Annotated in this window: 14 protein-coding genes and 1 pseudogene; 1 reads left to right on the forward strand and 14 read right to left on the reverse strand. The window is 73.2% G+C overall.

Going from position 1 to position 15,513, the window contains the following annotated elements; genetic code table 11:
• Positions 1–59: 59 nt before the first annotated feature.
• The 8 genes and pseudogenes from ASF82_RS12485 to ASF82_RS12520 all read right to left on the reverse strand — a co-directional run bounded on the left by ASF82_RS12485 (position 60) and on the right by ASF82_RS12520 (position 7,723).
• Positions 60–746, reverse strand: a complete 687-nt coding sequence (locus ASF82_RS12485; protein ID WP_156370131.1) for a FliH/SctL family protein — start codon at positions 744–746, stop codon at positions 60–62.
• Between the two features lie 323 nt (positions 747–1,069).
• Positions 1,070–2,112, reverse strand: a pseudogene (fliG, locus tag ASF82_RS12490) (flagellar motor switch protein FliG); the annotation flags it as partial.
• A gap of 11 nt (positions 2,113–2,123) precedes the next feature.
• The gene (gene fliF / locus ASF82_RS12495) at positions 2,124–3,812 is read right to left on the reverse strand and encodes a flagellar basal-body MS-ring/collar protein FliF (RefSeq protein WP_056057509.1); all 1,689 of its coding nucleotides are present in this window, start codon (positions 3,810–3,812) and stop codon (positions 2,124–2,126) included.
• The gene (fliE, locus tag ASF82_RS12500; protein ID WP_056057513.1) at positions 3,812–4,177 is read right to left on the reverse strand and encodes a flagellar hook-basal body complex protein FliE; all 366 of its coding nucleotides are present in this window, start codon (positions 4,175–4,177) and stop codon (positions 3,812–3,814) included. The genes fliF and fliE overlap by 1 nt, the downstream gene beginning before the upstream one ends.
• Positions 4,177–4,572, reverse strand: coding sequence for a flagellar basal body rod protein FlgC (locus tag ASF82_RS12505; RefSeq protein WP_056057516.1), 396 nt, complete (start codon positions 4,570–4,572; stop codon positions 4,177–4,179). The genes fliE and ASF82_RS12505 overlap by 1 nt, the downstream gene beginning before the upstream one ends.
• Positions 4,572–4,916, reverse strand: coding sequence for a flagellar basal body rod protein FlgB (gene flgB / locus ASF82_RS12510; RefSeq protein ID WP_056057519.1), 345 nt, complete (start codon positions 4,914–4,916; stop codon positions 4,572–4,574). Before flgB ends, ASF82_RS12505 begins: the two co-directional genes overlap by 1 nt.
• A gap of 255 nt (positions 4,917–5,171) precedes the next feature.
• On the reverse strand, positions 5,172–5,891 hold the full coding sequence (locus ASF82_RS12515; protein WP_235491280.1) for a response regulator: 720 nt from the start codon (positions 5,889–5,891) through the stop codon (positions 5,172–5,174).
• On the reverse strand, positions 5,888–7,723 hold the full coding sequence (locus ASF82_RS12520; RefSeq protein ID WP_056057522.1) for a sensor histidine kinase: 1,836 nt from the start codon (positions 7,721–7,723) through the stop codon (positions 5,888–5,890). The genes ASF82_RS12515 and ASF82_RS12520 overlap by 4 nt, the downstream gene beginning before the upstream one ends.
• A 212-nt stretch (positions 7,724–7,935) precedes the next feature.
• On the opposite strand from ASF82_RS12520, the gene ASF82_RS12525 reads away from it, so the two are divergent.
• Positions 7,936–9,438 carry a CitMHS family transporter gene (locus ASF82_RS12525; protein ID WP_056057525.1) on the forward strand — a complete coding sequence of 501 codons (1,503 nt, stop codon included), beginning with the start codon at positions 7,936–7,938 and terminating at the stop codon, positions 9,436–9,438.
• Positions 9,439–9,527: 89 nt separating this feature from the next.
• Here the strand turns inward: ASF82_RS12525 and ASF82_RS12530 are convergent, their stop codons facing one another.
• From ASF82_RS12530 to ASF82_RS12555, 6 genes are all read right to left on the reverse strand, one after another.
• The gene (locus tag ASF82_RS12530; RefSeq protein ID WP_235491281.1) at positions 9,528–10,715 is read right to left on the reverse strand and encodes an ATP-binding protein; all 1,188 of its coding nucleotides are present in this window, start codon (positions 10,713–10,715) and stop codon (positions 9,528–9,530) included.
• Between the two features lie 69 nt (positions 10,716–10,784).
• Positions 10,785–11,156, reverse strand: a complete 372-nt coding sequence (locus tag ASF82_RS12535) for a hypothetical protein (protein ID WP_056057532.1) — start codon at positions 11,154–11,156, stop codon at positions 10,785–10,787.
• A complete protein-coding gene (gene fliS / locus ASF82_RS12540) occupies positions 11,146–11,739 on the reverse strand; it encodes a flagellar export chaperone FliS (protein WP_082514615.1) in 594 nt (197 codons plus the stop codon). The genes ASF82_RS12535 and fliS overlap by 11 nt, the downstream gene beginning before the upstream one ends.
• Before the next feature lie 2 nt (positions 11,740–11,741).
• On the reverse strand, positions 11,742–13,136 hold the full coding sequence (fliD, locus tag ASF82_RS12545) for a flagellar filament capping protein FliD (RefSeq protein WP_056057535.1): 1,395 nt from the start codon (positions 13,134–13,136) through the stop codon (positions 11,742–11,744).
• Positions 13,137–13,338: 202 nt separating this feature from the next.
• Positions 13,339–14,523, reverse strand: coding sequence for a flagellin (locus ASF82_RS12550; protein WP_056057536.1), 1,185 nt, complete (start codon positions 14,521–14,523; stop codon positions 13,339–13,341).
• Positions 14,524–14,641: 118 nt separating this feature from the next.
• Complete coding sequence (locus ASF82_RS12555; protein ID WP_056057539.1) at positions 14,642–15,472, reverse strand: sigma-70 family RNA polymerase sigma factor; 831 nt, start codon at positions 15,470–15,472, stop codon at positions 14,642–14,644.
• Positions 15,473–15,513: the final 41 nt, after the last annotated feature.

Genomic DNA, 15,513 nt, shown 5'->3' on the forward strand with positions numbered 1-15,513 from the left:
GGCGGCGAACGGGTCGCCGGTGCGCTCGGCGGAGAGGTCGAGGGGAGTCGCGGTGAGCGTCACGAGGCCACCTCGTCGCCGTCGCCGAGCAGGGCCGTGCGTGCCCGGCCGAGCGCCGTCGACAGCCGGGCGTCGACCAGGCCGGTGGGCAGGTCGGCCTCGGCGTCGCCGGGGCGGAGCGACGGGTCGGCGACGACCTCGACGCCGGCCGAGCGGGCGGCGTCGGCGACGAGGGAGGCGTCGGCCGGGTGCAGGCGCACCCGCACGACGACGGAGGGGTCGAGGCCGTCGAGGGCCCGGGCGAGGGCGGCGCGGGCCGTGCGGCCCCCGCGCGGGTCGCCGTCGCGCGAGCGCTCGGAGGCGGCGACCTCGTAGCCGACCACCGCGGAGGCGAGGTCCAGCGCGGTCGCGACCAGCGCCTCCTCGGCCTCGTGCAGCACGGGCACGACGCGCTCCTCGAGGGCGCGGCCGGCGGCCGCCAGGGCAGTGAGGGAGGCGGCGGTCGCCTCCTGCAGGCGCGCCAGCGCGTCCGCGTGCTCGGCCTCGAGCACGGCTCGACGGGCCGTCAGCTCACGGTCGGCGGCCCGGAGCCCGGCGGCGTAGCCCGCGGCGTGGCCCGAGGCCTCGGCGCGCGTGCGGCGCTCGACGTCGGGGTCGGCCTGGTCGGTCGCACGGGCACCGGTGAGCGACGGGTACACGAGGCGCGAGAAGGCGTCCTGGGCTGACGGGGCGTCCGGTCGGGACATCACGGGATCGAGCACAGAGCAGCCGTTCGACGGTGGGGAGTGCGGCCGATCCGTGGCCAGGGAGGTGAGCGATCCGTGCTCAGCTGCGACTCTCGGCGGTCGCGCGGGGGGCGTTAGCGCTCGCCCCGAAGGGGGGCCGGGCCGCCGGCCGGCGGCGGAGAACGAGAGGGATCCGGCGCGGAGCACCGGGGACGCCGCGATCCCGGGGCCGCCGCCGGCCGATCACTCTCAAATTTGAGAGAGAGGGCTGCCGAGGGCGGGCGGGCGCCGCGGGGGGCGGCCGGGCTACGCGCCGGGGCGGGCCCCCGAGGGGCCCGCCCCCNTAGTCGACGAGGGCGTCCTCGTCGGCGCGGTGCACCGTGATGGCGCCCTGGGCCTCGAGCTCGCGGATGGCGCGCACGACCTCGGCCCGCGCCTCCTCGACCTGCGACTTGCGCACCGGGCCCATCGACTGCAGCTCGTCGTCGAGCAGCTCGCGGTTGCGCTCGGAGACGTTGCCCCGGATGACCTCGGTGACGGCGGCGAGCGCGCCCTTCATGGCGGTCGCCAGCACGGCGGCGTCGATGCCGCGGAGCACCTGCTGGATGTCGCGCGACTCGAGCTTGACGATGTCCTCGAACGTGAGCATGCGCGAGCGGACCTCCTCGGCGAGCGCCGGGTCGCGCTCGTCGAGGCCGTCGAGCAGGGCGCGCTCGGTGGCGCTGTCGCTGCGGTTGATGATCTCGACCAGGGGCTGGATGCCGCCGACGACCTCGACCTGCTCGCGCGGCGCGACGACGGCGCCGGCCCGCACCTTGAGGGTGGTCGCGACGATGCCGACGGCCTCCGGGGTCGCGGTGCCCATCGTGGCGATGGCCTGGGCGACGTCGGCGCGCACCTCGACGTCGAGACCGGCCAGCACGGCGGAGGCCTGCTGCGGCCGGAGGTGCGCGAGCACGAGGGCGATGGTCTGCGGCAGCTCGCCGTCGAGCAGGGTGATGACCTGGCCCGGGTCGGCCTCGTCGAGGAACTCGAAGCTCTTGCCCATCGCGTTCGAGGCCAGGCGCTCCATCACGCCGGCGGCGCGCTCGGAGCCGAACGAGGCCTCGAGCAGGCCGACGGCGACGTCGTGGCCGCCGCGGCGCTGGTAGCGGCCGCTGACGCTGAGGTCGTGGAACTCCGCGACGGCCGACTCGGCCACCGCGGGGTCGACGCGGCGCAGCCGGACGATCTCGGCGGTGATCTCCTCCGCCTCCTCCTCGCTGAACTGCTTCATCACGGTGGCGGCGCGCGTCTGCTCCATCTGCATGAGGATGACGGCGACCTTCTGCGCACCGGTCAGGGGGGCGCCGCCCGCACCGGGTGCGGCGGTGCCGAGCCCGGCCAGGGGCACCAGGCTCACGAGCCGACCCGCTGGTCCATCAGGCCGCGCAGCAGCTCGGCGGTCTTCTCCGGGTCGCGCTCGGCGAGGGCGTCGATCTCGGCGCGCTTGCGCTCGGCCGACACGTGCTCGGGCGAGGGCTCGGGGGCGTCGACGCTGAGCAGCTGGGTGGGCGCGTCGTCGCCGAGCATGCGGCGGCCGGAGGCGCCGGCGTCGCCGAGGTCGAGCGGCACCGTGGCGTCCCAGGTCTGGGCCGGGGCGCCGGCGCTCAGCTCGCCGAGGTCGATCTCCTCCCGGGCCTGGCGGCGGCTGCGCTTCGCGAAGACGATCATCGCGACGATGATCGCCAAGGCGATCGCGCTGACGATGCCGACCGTGCGGACGGTGCTCCACATGGCGGCGTCCGCGGCGGCGGCGTCGGCGGCGGCGAGCGCCTCCTTCGCGGCGTCGGCACCCGAGGTGTCGAAGTCGACCAGGGCGACCTTCACGTCGTCGCCGCGGGCCGCGTCGATGCCGGCCGCGGCCGTGACGAGGTCGTTGATGCTCTGCAGGTTGACGTTCTTCGCCGCGTTCGCGTCGAGGGCGACCGAGACGGTCTGTCGGCTGACGCCTCCCGAGGGCACGCTCATCGTCTCGGTGGTCTTGTCGACCGCGTTGTTCTTCGTGGCCGACTCGTTGACGTAGCCGTCGTCGCCGGCGGCGCCGCCGGCGGCCGTGCCGCCCGCGGTCGCGGTGTTGTTCGGCACGGCGATGTTGTCGGGGCCGAGCACGCCCGTCGCGCCGGTGCCGCCGGCCCCGGCGGCTCCCGCTCCGTACTGCTCCGTGGTGCTCGACTCGCTGAGCGCGATCGGGCCCGTGGTGGGCTGCGAGAACGACTCGGTGACGCGCGTGCCGGCGTCCTGGTCGAGGTCGGCGGCGACCACGACCGACGAGTTGCCGACGCCCACCACCTTGTCGAGCATCGCCTGCACCGACGACTGGACCTTGGTCTCGTAGTCGCCCGCCTGGTCGCCCGCGCCTCCCACGGCCCCGGTGCCGATCTGCGACAGCACGGCCCCCGAGGCGTCGGTGACGGCGACGTCGGTGGTCTTCATGCCCTCGACGGAGGCGCTGGTCAGGTTCACGATCGCCTGCACCTGCTGGTCGGTGAGGGTCGCTCCGCCCTGCGTCTCGACGAAGACGGAGGCCGTCGGGTCCTTCTGCTCGGAGACGAAGACGCTCTCCTCCGGCACGGCGAGCTGCACGCTGGCGGTCTTCACGCCCTTCATCGCCATGATCGTCTTGGCGAGCTCGCCCTCGATGGCGCGCTTGTAGGTGACGTCCTGCTGGAACTCCGACGAGGTGACGCCCATGGTGTCGAGCAGCGAGTAGCCGCCCTCGCCGTTCGTCGACGGCAGGCCCGCCGCTGCCGCGGTGAGGCGCTCCTGGTAGACGCTCTCCTCGGGCACGAGGATCGTCTGGCCGCCGGCCGTCAGCTGGTACGGCACGCCGTCGGCCTTGAGCTGCTCGACGATGGCGCTCGCGTCGACGGGGTCGATGCCGCTGAACAGCGGGGTGTAGGTCGGCTTCGTCAGCCAGCTCGTCAGCGCGAACGCGCCGAGCGCGAGGGCCGCGACGAGGATGACGACGATGGTCTTCTGGGCGACCGAGAAGCCGGCCAGGGTGGCGCGCAGCTTGTCGAGCGTGCCCTTCAGTGCGGTGGGCATCAGGCCTGCATCCTCATGATCTCGGTGAAGGCGTCGACGGCCTTGTTGCGGACGGCGCTGACCAGCTCGAGGGTGACCTGGGCGCGCGTGGCGGCGATGGTGGCGTCGTGGATGTCGGTGAGGTCGCCCGTGACGGCCTTCACGGCGAGGGTCTTGGCCTCGCCCTGCAGCTGCTGGAGGCCCTCGACGGCGCCGACCATGCTCGCGCCGAAGGTCGCGCCGGAGGCGGTGGGCGCCCCGGCCACGCCGGTCACGTCGGCGACGCCGCCGGCCCCGCCCGCGCCTCCCGCCTGCATCAGCGACGACACGTCGGCGTAGCCGGTCGGCTGAACGGCTCCGAGAGCCGGGATCCCTGCGACAGGCATCAGCCACGTCCGATCTGTAGTGCGGCCTCGTAGGCCGTCTTGGCACGGTCGACGACAGCGGCGTTGGCCTGGTAGCCGCGCTGCGCCATGATCAGGTCGCCCATCTGGGCGCCGAGGTCGATGTCGGGCATCCGGACGTAGCCCTCGGCGTCGGCCAGGGGGTGGTCGGGGAGGTACGTGACGCGGCCGGCCTCGCTGCCGTAGCGGTCGGCACGGACGAAGACGCCGGAGGTGCCGGCGCCCTCCTGCACCTCGACGTAGCGGGCCTGGAAGGCGGTGTCGTCCATCGACTTGACGGTGTTGACGTTGGCGATGTTGTCGGAGACGGCGTCGAGCCACTTGCGGTGGACGGTGAGGCCGGTGCTCGCGATGCCGATCGCGTCGAAGGCGGGCATCAGTTGGTCCGGAACGCGGCGCGGACGGCCGTCAGCTCGGAGTTCATCGCCTGCGTGGCGAACTGGTACCGGAGCACCGTGTCGACGTTCGAGAGCGTCTCGGTGTCGAGGTTGACGTTGTTGCCGTCGAGCCGCGTCGGCTCGAGCGACCGGCTCGTGGTCGCGCCGACGGCCCCGCTGCCCTGCGAGACGGAACGGCCGAGGGCCTCCTCGAACGCCACCCGCTTGGCCTGGTAGCCGGGGGTGTTCACGTTCGCGATGTTGGCGGCGATGGTCTTCTGGCGCAGCGAGAGGCCGTCGAGGGCGCTCTGCAGGGCGGCCTGGGTCACGGATTCGAGGGGCATGCACGTTCCAGGGGTCTCGTGTCTCCGTGTCAGGGAGACGAGGGGCCGATCCGTGGCCGGGGTGTCGAGCGATCCGTGCTCAGGGCGCTCTATCGGCGGTGCACGGGGGTGCGTAAGCTCACGCCCCCGGAGTGGGGGCTCCGCGTCGACGCACCACGTCCTCGCACGCGAACCACGCCGCGGCGTGGTTCGTCTGCGAGGACGTGGTTCTCCTCGACGGTCGGGAGGCGAGCAGCGCGGGAGGCGCGGGTCGGGTCAGGCGCGGAGGTAGCGGTGCTCGGGCCGGCCGGCCGACCCGTAGCGGAGCTGCATGGCGAGGTGGCCGTCGGCGGCGAGCGAGGCCAGGTACCGCTGGGCGGTCGCCCGGCTGACCCCGACCTGGTCGGCGACCTCGGCGGCGCTGAGCTCGGCGGCGGACGCGACCACCGCCTCCAGCACGGCCTGCTCCGTCGCCGAGCGCGACCGCGACGACGCCCGCGCGTCGCCGGAGTGCAGGATGCGCTGCGCGCGCTCGACCGCCTCCTGGTCGACGCCGCCGCGCTCGCCGGCGCCCCGGCCAGCCGCGCCGCCGCCCTGCTCGGGCCCGTGGTCGTCGAGCACGTGCTCGAAGCGCCGGTAGGCCCGCAGCCGCTCGTCGAGCAGCTCGGCCGCGAAGGGCTTGATCAGGTAGGCGAGCGCCCCGCGGCGGAGGGCGGTGCGCACCGTCGTCGGGTCGGAGGCGGCGCTGAGCACGAAGGCGTCGACGTCGAGCTCGCGCAGCAGGTCGAGGCCGCTGCCGTCGGGCAGGTAGAGGTCGAGCAGCACGAGGTCGACCGGCTGCTCGGCCAGCGCCCGGCGGGCGGCCGCGACCGTGCCGACCGGGGGCAGGGCCCGGAAGCCGTCCTGCGCGTCGACCCTCGCGCGGTGCACGTCGGCGACCCAGAAGTCGTCGTCGACGACGAGCACGGTCAGCGGGGAGGCGGGCGTGGCGGTCACGAGGTGCTCCTGGAGGGGTCGGGGCGGCCGGGGGCGGAGGCGGGGGCGGGCGGCACCGCGCCGGCGGGCTGCACCGCCCCGACGAGCCGGGCGCAGAACACGGCGCCGTGGCCGTCGCCGCCGGGCGAGCCGAGCCAGACGTCGCCGCCGCGGCGACGGGCGGTGTCGCGCGACAGGGGCAGCCCGAAGCCGAGGCCGTGCACGGGGTCGTGCCCCGCGCCTCCCTCGGGTCCACCGTCGTCGGCCTCAGAGCGGCCGGGCACCTCGCGGCGGCGCTCGAAGAGCCGCTCGGGCCGAGCGACCCCGTCGCCCGAGTCCATCACCGAGAGGTGAAGGTCGGGGCCGTCGTCGAGCAGCTCGACCTCCACCCAGGCCGGCGTCGTGCGGCCCGCGACGGCGGCGCGCACCGCGTTGTCGATCAGGTTGCCGAGCACCGTCGTCACGTCTCCCGCCTCGACCACCTGCCCCGCGACGAGCGTCTCGGGGCCGAGCTGCAGCAGCACGCCGCGCTCCGCCGCCTCGACGCCCTTGGCGCCGACGAAGGCCTGGAGGTACGGCTCGGCGAGCCGGTCGGCGTGCTTCACCGGGTAGCGCAGCGGCCCGTGCTCGAGCACGTCGGCGAGGTAGCCCTTCGCCTGCTCCACCCGCCCGATCTCGAGCAGGCCGGCGACGGCGTGCAGCCGGTTCGCGAACTCGTGGCGCTGCGCGCGCAGCGCCGTCGTCATCGCGCCCACCGCGTCGAGCCGCCGGGTCAGCGCCTCGACGGCCGTGCGGTCGCGCAGCACGGCGACGCGGCCCAGGTCGACGCCCTCGCGGGCCACCGGACGCACGTCGACGATGAGCACCCGGGGGCCGACGACCAGCGTCGTGCCCGCGGGCCCGGCCGGCCCCGCCGACGGCGACCCCGAGGAGGCGCGGGCCGGGTCGAGCAGGTCGGCCAGCTCCCCCGGCAGCTCCAGCTCCGCGAGCGCGCGCCCCACGACGTCGTCGCCCGCCGAGCCGAGCGCCAGCAGCTGCGCCGCCTGCTCGTTGCAGACGCTGACGCGGCCCTCCCGGTCGACCGCGAGCACCCCCTCCCCCACGCCGCCGAGCACGGCCTGCTGGTTCTGCACCAGGGTCGCGAGGTCGTCGGGCTGGAGGCCCAGCGTCAGGCGGTCGAGGCGGCGGCGGATGAGCACCGACGCGACCACGCCGAGCAGGAGCGCGAGGGCCGCGACGCCGACCACCGGCAGGGAGTCGCGCGCGACGGTGTCGTACACGCGGGCGGGGGCGTAGCCGACGCTGACCTCGCCGACGACGACCGGGCGCTCACCGGAGGCCGCGTCGGGGGCGAAGACCGGCACCTTCGCGCGGGCGGAGTCGCCGAGCGTGCCGCGCTCCCACGACACCGTCTCCTCGCCGCGGAGCGCCGCGTCGGGGCTCGTGCTGACGCGCTCGCCGATGCGGTCGGGCTCGGGGTGGGCGAGGCGGACGCCGCGGTCGTCGGTGACGACGACGAAGAGGGCGCCGGTGCGCTGCTGCACCGACGAGGCCGTGAGCTGCAGCGGGCCCTCGGCGAGCGCCTCCTCGTCCAGGGCGGTGCCGTCGACGCTGAGGGCGGCGACCTCGCGGCGCACGTCGCCGTCGGCCGCGACACTCTGCGCGACGGCGAGGGCGGTCGACTCGGCCTCGTGGGCCAGGCGCTGCACGGCGACGCCGACGAACACGGCGGTGGTGAGCAGCACGACGGCGGTGACGACGGCCAGCTGCAGCAGCAGCACCTCGGTCGCGAACCGGCGCCGCGGCCGCGGCGGTCGGGCGCGGGCGCTCCGGGGTGAGCTGTCGTCGGTCACGAGCGTCAGCGTAACCGGGGCCGGGGAGGCGCGTGAGCAGAACGAGCAGAACGCCGACAACGTGCGGAACGGCTCCAACGCGCAGAAGCGCGACGCGCCTCCGACCTGGCCGCTAGCGTGCCCGGACGCGCCGCGCACCCGACCGGCCTGCCCCCTCGGGGGCGGTGACGAGGGGCCGGCCCACCGACACGCTCACGGACGAAGGAGTCCCGATGCTCGTACTGCTCGGCTATCTGATGATCCTCACCTTCATGGTGCTGATCATGACGAAGCGGCTCTCGCCGATGCTCGCGCTGATCATGGTCCCGACGATCTTCGGCCTCTTCGCCGGCGCGGGGCTCGGCATCGGCGACATGGTGATCGAGGCGGTCGGCGACCTCGCCCCGACCGCGGCCCTGCTGATGTTCGCGATCATGTACTTCGGGCTGATGATCGACGTCGGCCTGTTCGACCCGCTGGTGCGGCTCATCCTCCGCGCGACCGGCAACGACCCCGCGAAGGTCGTGCTCGGCACCGCCCTGCTGGCCGGCGCCGTCTCGCTCGACGGCGACGGCTCGACCACCTTCATCGTGACGACGGCGGCCATGCTGCCGATCTACCTGCGGCTCGGGATGAGCCCGGTGGTGCTGACCTGCGTCGCCGGCCTGATCAACGGCACGCTGAACATCGTGCCCTGGGGCGGGCCGACCGTCCGCGCCGCGGCGGCGCTCAACGTCTCGCCGTCGGAGATCTTCGTGCCCCTGGTGCCGTCGCTCGTCGCCGGCCTCGTCATCGCGTTCGCCTTCGCCTGGCTGCTCGGGCTGCGTGAGCGGAAGCGCCTCGGCGGAAGCGTCTCGCTCGACACCGCGGCCGTCGCCGTGCCCCTCTCGAAGGCGATGGCGAACGCCGGGGCCGGCGTCGCCGAGGGCCGCGGCGTGTCGATGTTCACCAGCCCGACCGTGGCCCTCGGGCTGCGCGGCGGCCGCGCCGACGGGTCACGGGCCGACGCCCCCGGCGAGCGCGCCGTCGACAACCCCGGCACGGGTCTGTCGGAGAACGGCACCCCCGGCGTCGGCACGATGGCCGACACCATGCTCGACCCGACCCGCGACACGCTGCGCCCGGGGCTGATCTGGTTCAACCTCGTGCTGACGGTCGCCGTGATGGTGCTGCTCGTGCTCGACCTCTTCCCGCTCGCCTACGTCTTCATGGTCGGCTCCGCGATCGCGCTGCTCGTCAACTTCCCGAAGGTGAAGCAGCAGACGGCCGAGATCGTCGCCCACGCGCCGAGCATCGTCGGAGTCGTCTCGATGGTCTTCGCCGCGGCCGTGCTGATCGGCGTGCTGAACGGCACCGGCATGGTCAGCGCCATGGCCGACTGGCTCGTCGACGTCATCCCCGACGCGATGGGGCCGTACCTCGCCGTCATCACGGGACTGCTGAGCCTGCCGCTCACCTTCTTCATGAGCAACGACGCCTTCTACTTCGGCATCCTCCCCGTGCTCGCCGAGAGCGCCTCCGCGTTCGGCATCGAGCCCGTCGAGATGGCCCGCGCGTCGGTGATCGGCCAGCCGGTGCACCTGCAGAGCCCGCTCGTGCCGGCCATCCTGCTGCTCGTCAGCCTCGCGAACGTCAACCTCGGAGACCACCACAAGAAGGTGCTCTGGCGGGCGGCCGTGGTGTCGGTCGTGATGCTCGTCGTCGCGGTCGTCGTCGGCGTCATCCCCTGGGGCTGACGCGCCGGCACCCGACACGAGTGGTCACGGACTGCTGCTCCCCGCGACGAGAGGGGCAGTTCGTGACCATTCGGCCGTGTCGAGGAGCATCATTCCTCCGCCCAGATGTCGTGCTGGCGGTGGATGAAACCTGCCATGCCTGGGACAGTGAAGGCGACGCGCCCTCGCTCGGGCGCGTAGATGATGCCCTTCTCGATCAATTTGGCACGAGCCGGTGTGAGCGACGACGGGCGGCTGCCCAACCTGCCCGCGATCTCTGACGTGGCTGATCCGGACTCTCCGTCGAGGGCCATCCCCCGGAGATAGTTCCTCTCCGCTGGCGTCGCACGGTCCCATCGGGCAGGGAAGAATCCCACGTCGAGGGAGTAGGTGCCCTCGGTCACGGCGTTCTCAGCGGCCTCGACGGAGATGACGCGCCCCTCGCCCGCCTCCCACGCTGCCTTGCCGAAGGTCTGGATGAAGTACGGGTAACCCCCTGACGCCGACAGGAGCACCTGCACGGCGCCCTCGGAGTAGCTGGCTCCCAAGCGAGTAGCGGGGACCTCGAGAGCTGCGCGGGCCGCGACGACGTCGAGTGCACCGATGTGGCGATAATCGAAGAGGCGTTCCGCGTACGAACGGGCCTCACTCAGGCTCGAGGGCAGCGAGGGCAGGCCGGCCCCCACGACGTAGAAGGGCCACGATTCTTGCCCGGCCTTGTGCTGCACGGCGAGGAGCGCCGACAGCAGCTCACTGTCGAGGTCCTGCATCTCATCGATGAAGACTCCGAAGACGCCACCTTGCTCACGAAGAGCAGGAGCGAGGTCCTCCATCAGCTCCTCGAAGTCGATGTCGATGTTCCCCGAGTCGGCGCGGCCCTTGAAGGGCTCCACTCCCAGCTCGAGCGCCGCGCCACCGAAGGAGACCGAGAAGGACGTGACAGAGCGGAGGGCGTCGACGACCCGCTGGGTCCTCGATGCCGTACCGGCGAACCTCCTCGCCGCCATGCCCAGGGACCGGACGAGCTTCTGGCGGGCAGCCAGGTGCCCCGCCTTGGTCGCACGACCCTCGACGGGCACGATGAACCAGCCGTGGGCATCGGCGTGACGAGCGAACGCGTTGAGGAGGACGGTCTTGCCGACACCTCGCAGTCCGTGGAGGACCATGCCTCGACCCGGGGCGCCAGCATGCGATCTAGCGACCAGCAAGTCGAAGGCGTCGATCTCGGCTCCTCGGCCCTCGAGAGCCGGTGGCGTCAGCCCGGAGCCAGGATTGTAGGGATTGAGGTCACGAAGCACATTGCAGACCATACAGCTCTATCGCAGATTGGCGATAGAGCTGTATGGAAGACGATCGATCGTGAGGCGTCAGCCCGTCGCGTCGAGGTAGACCGGGCGCTCGGGCTGGTGCGAGGCCTCGACGGTGCGCACGACCTCGAGGTGCCGCAGCACGACGAGGCGCGCGTCGTCGACCTGGGCCAGGGCGTCGCGCTGGGCCGCGGCGACGACGGCCGCGCGGTCGGCGAGCTCCGCCGGCAGCGGCCCGAGGCCCGTCGGCGGCGTCCACGAGAGGAGGCGCGGGGCCGAGTCGTCGAGGCCCGCCCCGCCGGTCGCGTCGACGGTCAGCGCGAGGGCCTCGAGCTCGTCGAGGGCGGCGGCCCACCCGGCGTGCGCGAGCACGTCGGTGTCGGCGACGGCCGCCGGCGCCTCAGCGGGGAGAGCGGTGGCGTCAGGCGACACCGAGCGCTCCGCCGAGCGACGACGAGGAGGCGATGGTGGCGCCGTAGCCGGAGGTGGCGCTGCCGAACGCGGCGACCCCCGCCGGCTGCGGCAGGCCAGCCCCGGGCACCGCGGCGCCCGGCGAGGCGGGAGCCGGCAGCGGGACGCCCGCCGCGCCTCCGGCCTGCAGCGACGCCGCGGCGTCGTGCCAGGCCTGGCGGAGCGGGTCGAGCAGGCCGACGACCTCGCGGGTCAGCTCGACGTCGTGGTGCACGTTCGCGTTGACGAGCGCGGTCGAGGTGTAGCCGTAGAGCGCGAGCAGCCCCTCGCCGCCGTCCCAGACGTCGACCTTGAGCGACGACGACAGCTCGGCGACGATCGCCTGCGCGTGCAGCAGCTGCTCGGCGGCGGTGCCCCAGTCGGCGACGAGCTGCGCCGCCTCGGCGCGGCCGAGGTCGAGCATGAGGCGGTCGTAGAGCATCGTGACGAGCTGCACGGGCGTCGCCGAGAGCACCGCCTCGGCGTTGTACTGGGCGCGCTGGCGCTGCGCGACGGCGGTGGGCCGGGGGGCGGCGGCGAAGGCCGCGAAGGAGGAGGCGTCCATGGTCACTTCGTCTGGGCGGTGAGGGAGGCGACCTGGCTGCTGAGCCAGGTCGACTGCGAGTTGAGGTTGCTGAGCGTGACCTCGAGGTTCGAGTACACCGTCTGCAGGGTCGCGCGGCGGGTGGCGAGCCGGAGGTCCCAGTCGGCGATGCGGCCGCCGAGGTCCTTGACGACCGACTGCTGGCCGGTGATCACGGTCGTGAGCGTGCCCGAGGCCTTGTCGGAGGCGCTGCTCGCGGCCTTCGCGATGCGGTCGGCCAGGGTGCTCAGCATCGACTGGGTGCCGACGGGGTCGGCGGCGAGCGCCGCGGCGAACTTGTCGGCGTCGTACGAGAACGAGCCGTCCTTCTGGATCACGACGCCGATCGTCGAGGGCGACTTGCCGCCGATCGGCTGCGAGGCCGCCGACTGGAGCGCCTGCTGAACGGCCCGCACCGACGACTCGCCGGTGTAGGCCCCGCCCTTGACGGTCGTGTTGCCGGTCGCGCCCGTCGTCGACGTGGTGGCCTGGCCGGCGGTGATCGCGCCGAGCACGGCCGTGAGGCTCGAGACGAGCCCCGAGGCGACCTTGCCGGCGGCGGTCGCGTCGCGTCCGATCATGATCGTGACCGGGGCGGTGGCCCCGACGGCGGCGGCGGTCACGTCGACGGAGACGCCGGGCAGCAGATCCGTGAACGTGTTGGAGGCGCTGGTCACCACCTGCTCGGCGGCGGTGCCCGCGTAGAGGGTCAGCGAGGCGTCGCGCGCCGTCTTGACGACGGCGGCGCCGGGCTCGGCGAGGAGGTCGGGGGCGGTGCCGGCCGTCGTCTCGGCCGCGGTGCCGCGGTGCACGGCGAAGTCGCCGGTCGCGCCCGAGGTGGCCGAGGTGAGCTGCAGCCGATAGACGGCGGCGCCGGACGCGTCCTTGCCGACGGGCACCTTCACGGCCTTGACGCCGGCGGCGGAGTCGTTGACGGCCTTCACGACGTCGTCGAGGGACGAGGAGGCGGCGGTCACCTCGGTCTGCGTCCCGGCGCTCGAGGTGAAGGTCAGGGTCGCCGGGCTCGTGGGCCAGGCGGTCATCGCGGCCGTGACCGCGGTCTTCGCCTGCGCCGTGGCGCCGACGGTGAACTCGATGCTGCCCGAGGCGGCGCCGGCCGCGGCCTTCGCGGTGACGGCGGTCGAGCTGCTCGTGGCGGTGAAGAGGTCGATCGAGCCGGGCTTCGCGGCGGTCGTGGCCGTGGTCGCGAGGGCGGCGACCTGGGCGTTCAGCGTCTGCATCGACGTGACGAACGAGTTGGCCGCGGTGACCTTGTTCTTCAGGAGCGTCTGGGGCGTCGCCTCGATCGACATCAGCGAGTTGATCAGCGACGTGGTGTCGAGGCCGCTCGCGAGGCCGTCGATGCCGAGGTTCGCCATGGTGGTGCCTCTCGCGGTGGGGATCGGGCGGGTGGGGCGGGGTGGAGAGCGTCGGGTGCGTGATCGGCGCGCTCGGGGGGAGAGGATCAGCTGCTCCCCCGTCGCGCACCGGTCACGCACCCGACCAGGGTGGTGCTCGGCGCCCGCTGGGATCAGGCGTCGGGCCGGTCGCCGACGAGTCGGTGACCGTGTCGCCCGCCGACTAGCGGAGGAGCGACAGGACGCCCTGGGTGCTCTGGTTCGCCTGCGCGAGCATCGCGGTGCCGGCCTGGCTCAGGATGTTCGAGCGGGTGTACTTGACCATCTCCTGCGCCATGTCGGTGTCGCGGATGCGCGACTCGGCCGCCGTCAGGTTCTCCTTCGCCACGTTCGTCACGTTGATGGCGTGCTCGAAGCGGTTCTGCACGGCACCGAGCTCCGAGCGAGCGGTCGAGACCGTCTTGATCTGCTCGTCGATCAGCTTGATCGACGCCTGGGCCTCGGAAGCAGTGCCGAACTTCAGGCCGCCCGTAACGGCTGCGGTGCCTTCGGTGCCACCCTTGACGTCGGTGCTGGCGTCGGTGGTGGTGGAGACGACCCCGCCGTTGTTCGCCGTGACGACGATCCCGGTCTCGTTGCCGTTGTCGTTCTTCGTGACGGTGGCCGAGAACTTCGAGCCGAACGCGGCGTCCCCGTTCAGGGCTGCCGCGAACTCGGTGACGCTCTTGTACGGGCCCGTGAGGGCAGCGGTCTTGATCGTCGTCGTCTCGCCCGCCTTGGTGGTGGCGGAGAAGGTCTGCACGCCGGAGACCTTCGAGATGTCGGCGATGTCGAAGCTGCTGCCCGTGGTTCCGGTGTCGGCTGTGGTCAGCTTGTCGGCGATCGAGGCGACGTTGGCCTTGGACAGGTTGACCGTGATCTGGCTGTCCTTGTCACCGTTGGCACCGACCTGGAACGTCATGTTGCCGTCCTTGGAGGTTCCGGCGGTGCCGTTGAGCAGGCTGGTCCCGTTGAAGTTCGTGGAGCTCGCGATGCGGCCCAGTTCCTTCTGCAGCGCCGAGACCTCGGTGCTGATCGCGGTGCGCGAGTCGGCGTTGTTCGAGTCGTTGCCGGCCTGCACCGCGAGGTCGCGCATGCGCTGCAGGATCGAGTGGGTCTCGGTGAGGCCACCCTCAGCGGTCTGGACGACGGAGATGCCGTCCTGGGCGTTGCGTGCGGCGACGGTCAGTCCGCCGACCTGCGAGCGCAGGCCCTCGGAGATCGCGAGGCCGGCCGCGTCGTCAGCGGCACGGTTGATGCGGAGGCCCGACGAGAGCTTCTCGAGGCTCTTCGACAGGTCGTTCTGCGTGGCGTTCAGGTTGCGGTACGTGTTGTTCGCAGCGATGTTGGTGTTGATCTGCATGCCCATGGTGTTTCCTCTTCCGTGACTGGGTGGTGTTCGTCAGCCCGTCCGTGGGCTGACACCGGCTACTGTCGGCCGGCTGCCGGTGGTCGTTAGCGACCTCCGGAAGTTTTCTGGGGCCCGCCTAGACGGCGGCGCTGAAGCCGTCCGCGGCGGGCTCGCGCATGGCGCGGGCGATGCCGACGGCGGCGTTGGTGGCGACGCGCGACAGGTAGGCGCTGCGGCGCGCCGGCGCGGTCTTCGAGACCGGCACGAACTCGGCCGCCTCGTCGTCGGCGTAGTGCGCCGCCAGGGCGTCGCGCAGCAGGCGGACGGCCTCGGTGCGCTGCTGCGAGACGGCGCTGTGGGTGATGCCGAGCTCGTCGGCGATCTCGGTGACCGTGCGGTCGCCGAAGTAGACGCCCTCGACGATGAGGCGCATGCGCTCGGGCAGCGCCTCGACGGCGGCGCGCACGTACCGGCTGCGCTCAGCGGCGAGCAGCTGCTCGCCGGGCAGGGGCACGTCGGCGGCGAGGTGGTCGGCGACGGTGTCGTCGAGGCTCGAGACGGTCCGCGCCGCGTCGGTGAGGGCCGCGGTCGCGGTCTGGCGGTCGACCCCGAGGGCACCGGCGATCTCGTCGACCGAGGGGGCGCGCCCCAGCGACGCGCTCAGCGCCTCCTGCACGGCCAGGGTCTCCTTGATGCGCTTGCGGGTGCCCCGGCTCGCCCAGTCGCCCGAGCGCATGTCGTCGGCGAACGCGCCGACGACGCGGGTGCGGGCGTAGGCGCCGAACGGGATGCCGAGCGTGGGGTCGAAGGCCTCGGCGGCCTGGACCAGGGCGACGGCGCCGACGCTGGCGAGGTCGTCGCGCGAGAGGTGCGTGGCCCGTGAGCAGACCTCGGAGACGAGGTAGCCGACGAGGGGCAGGTTCTCGACGACGAGGGCGTCGCGGGTGGCGCGGTCGGTGCGGTTCATTCACTTGCTCCCAGCAAGAGGGGCCTGCGGGGGCAGGCACG

Source organism: Frigoribacterium sp. Leaf164 (genome assembly GCF_001423665.1).
In the GTDB taxonomy this organism is placed as follows: domain Bacteria; phylum Actinomycetota; class Actinomycetes; order Actinomycetales; family Microbacteriaceae; genus Frigoribacterium; species Frigoribacterium endophyticum.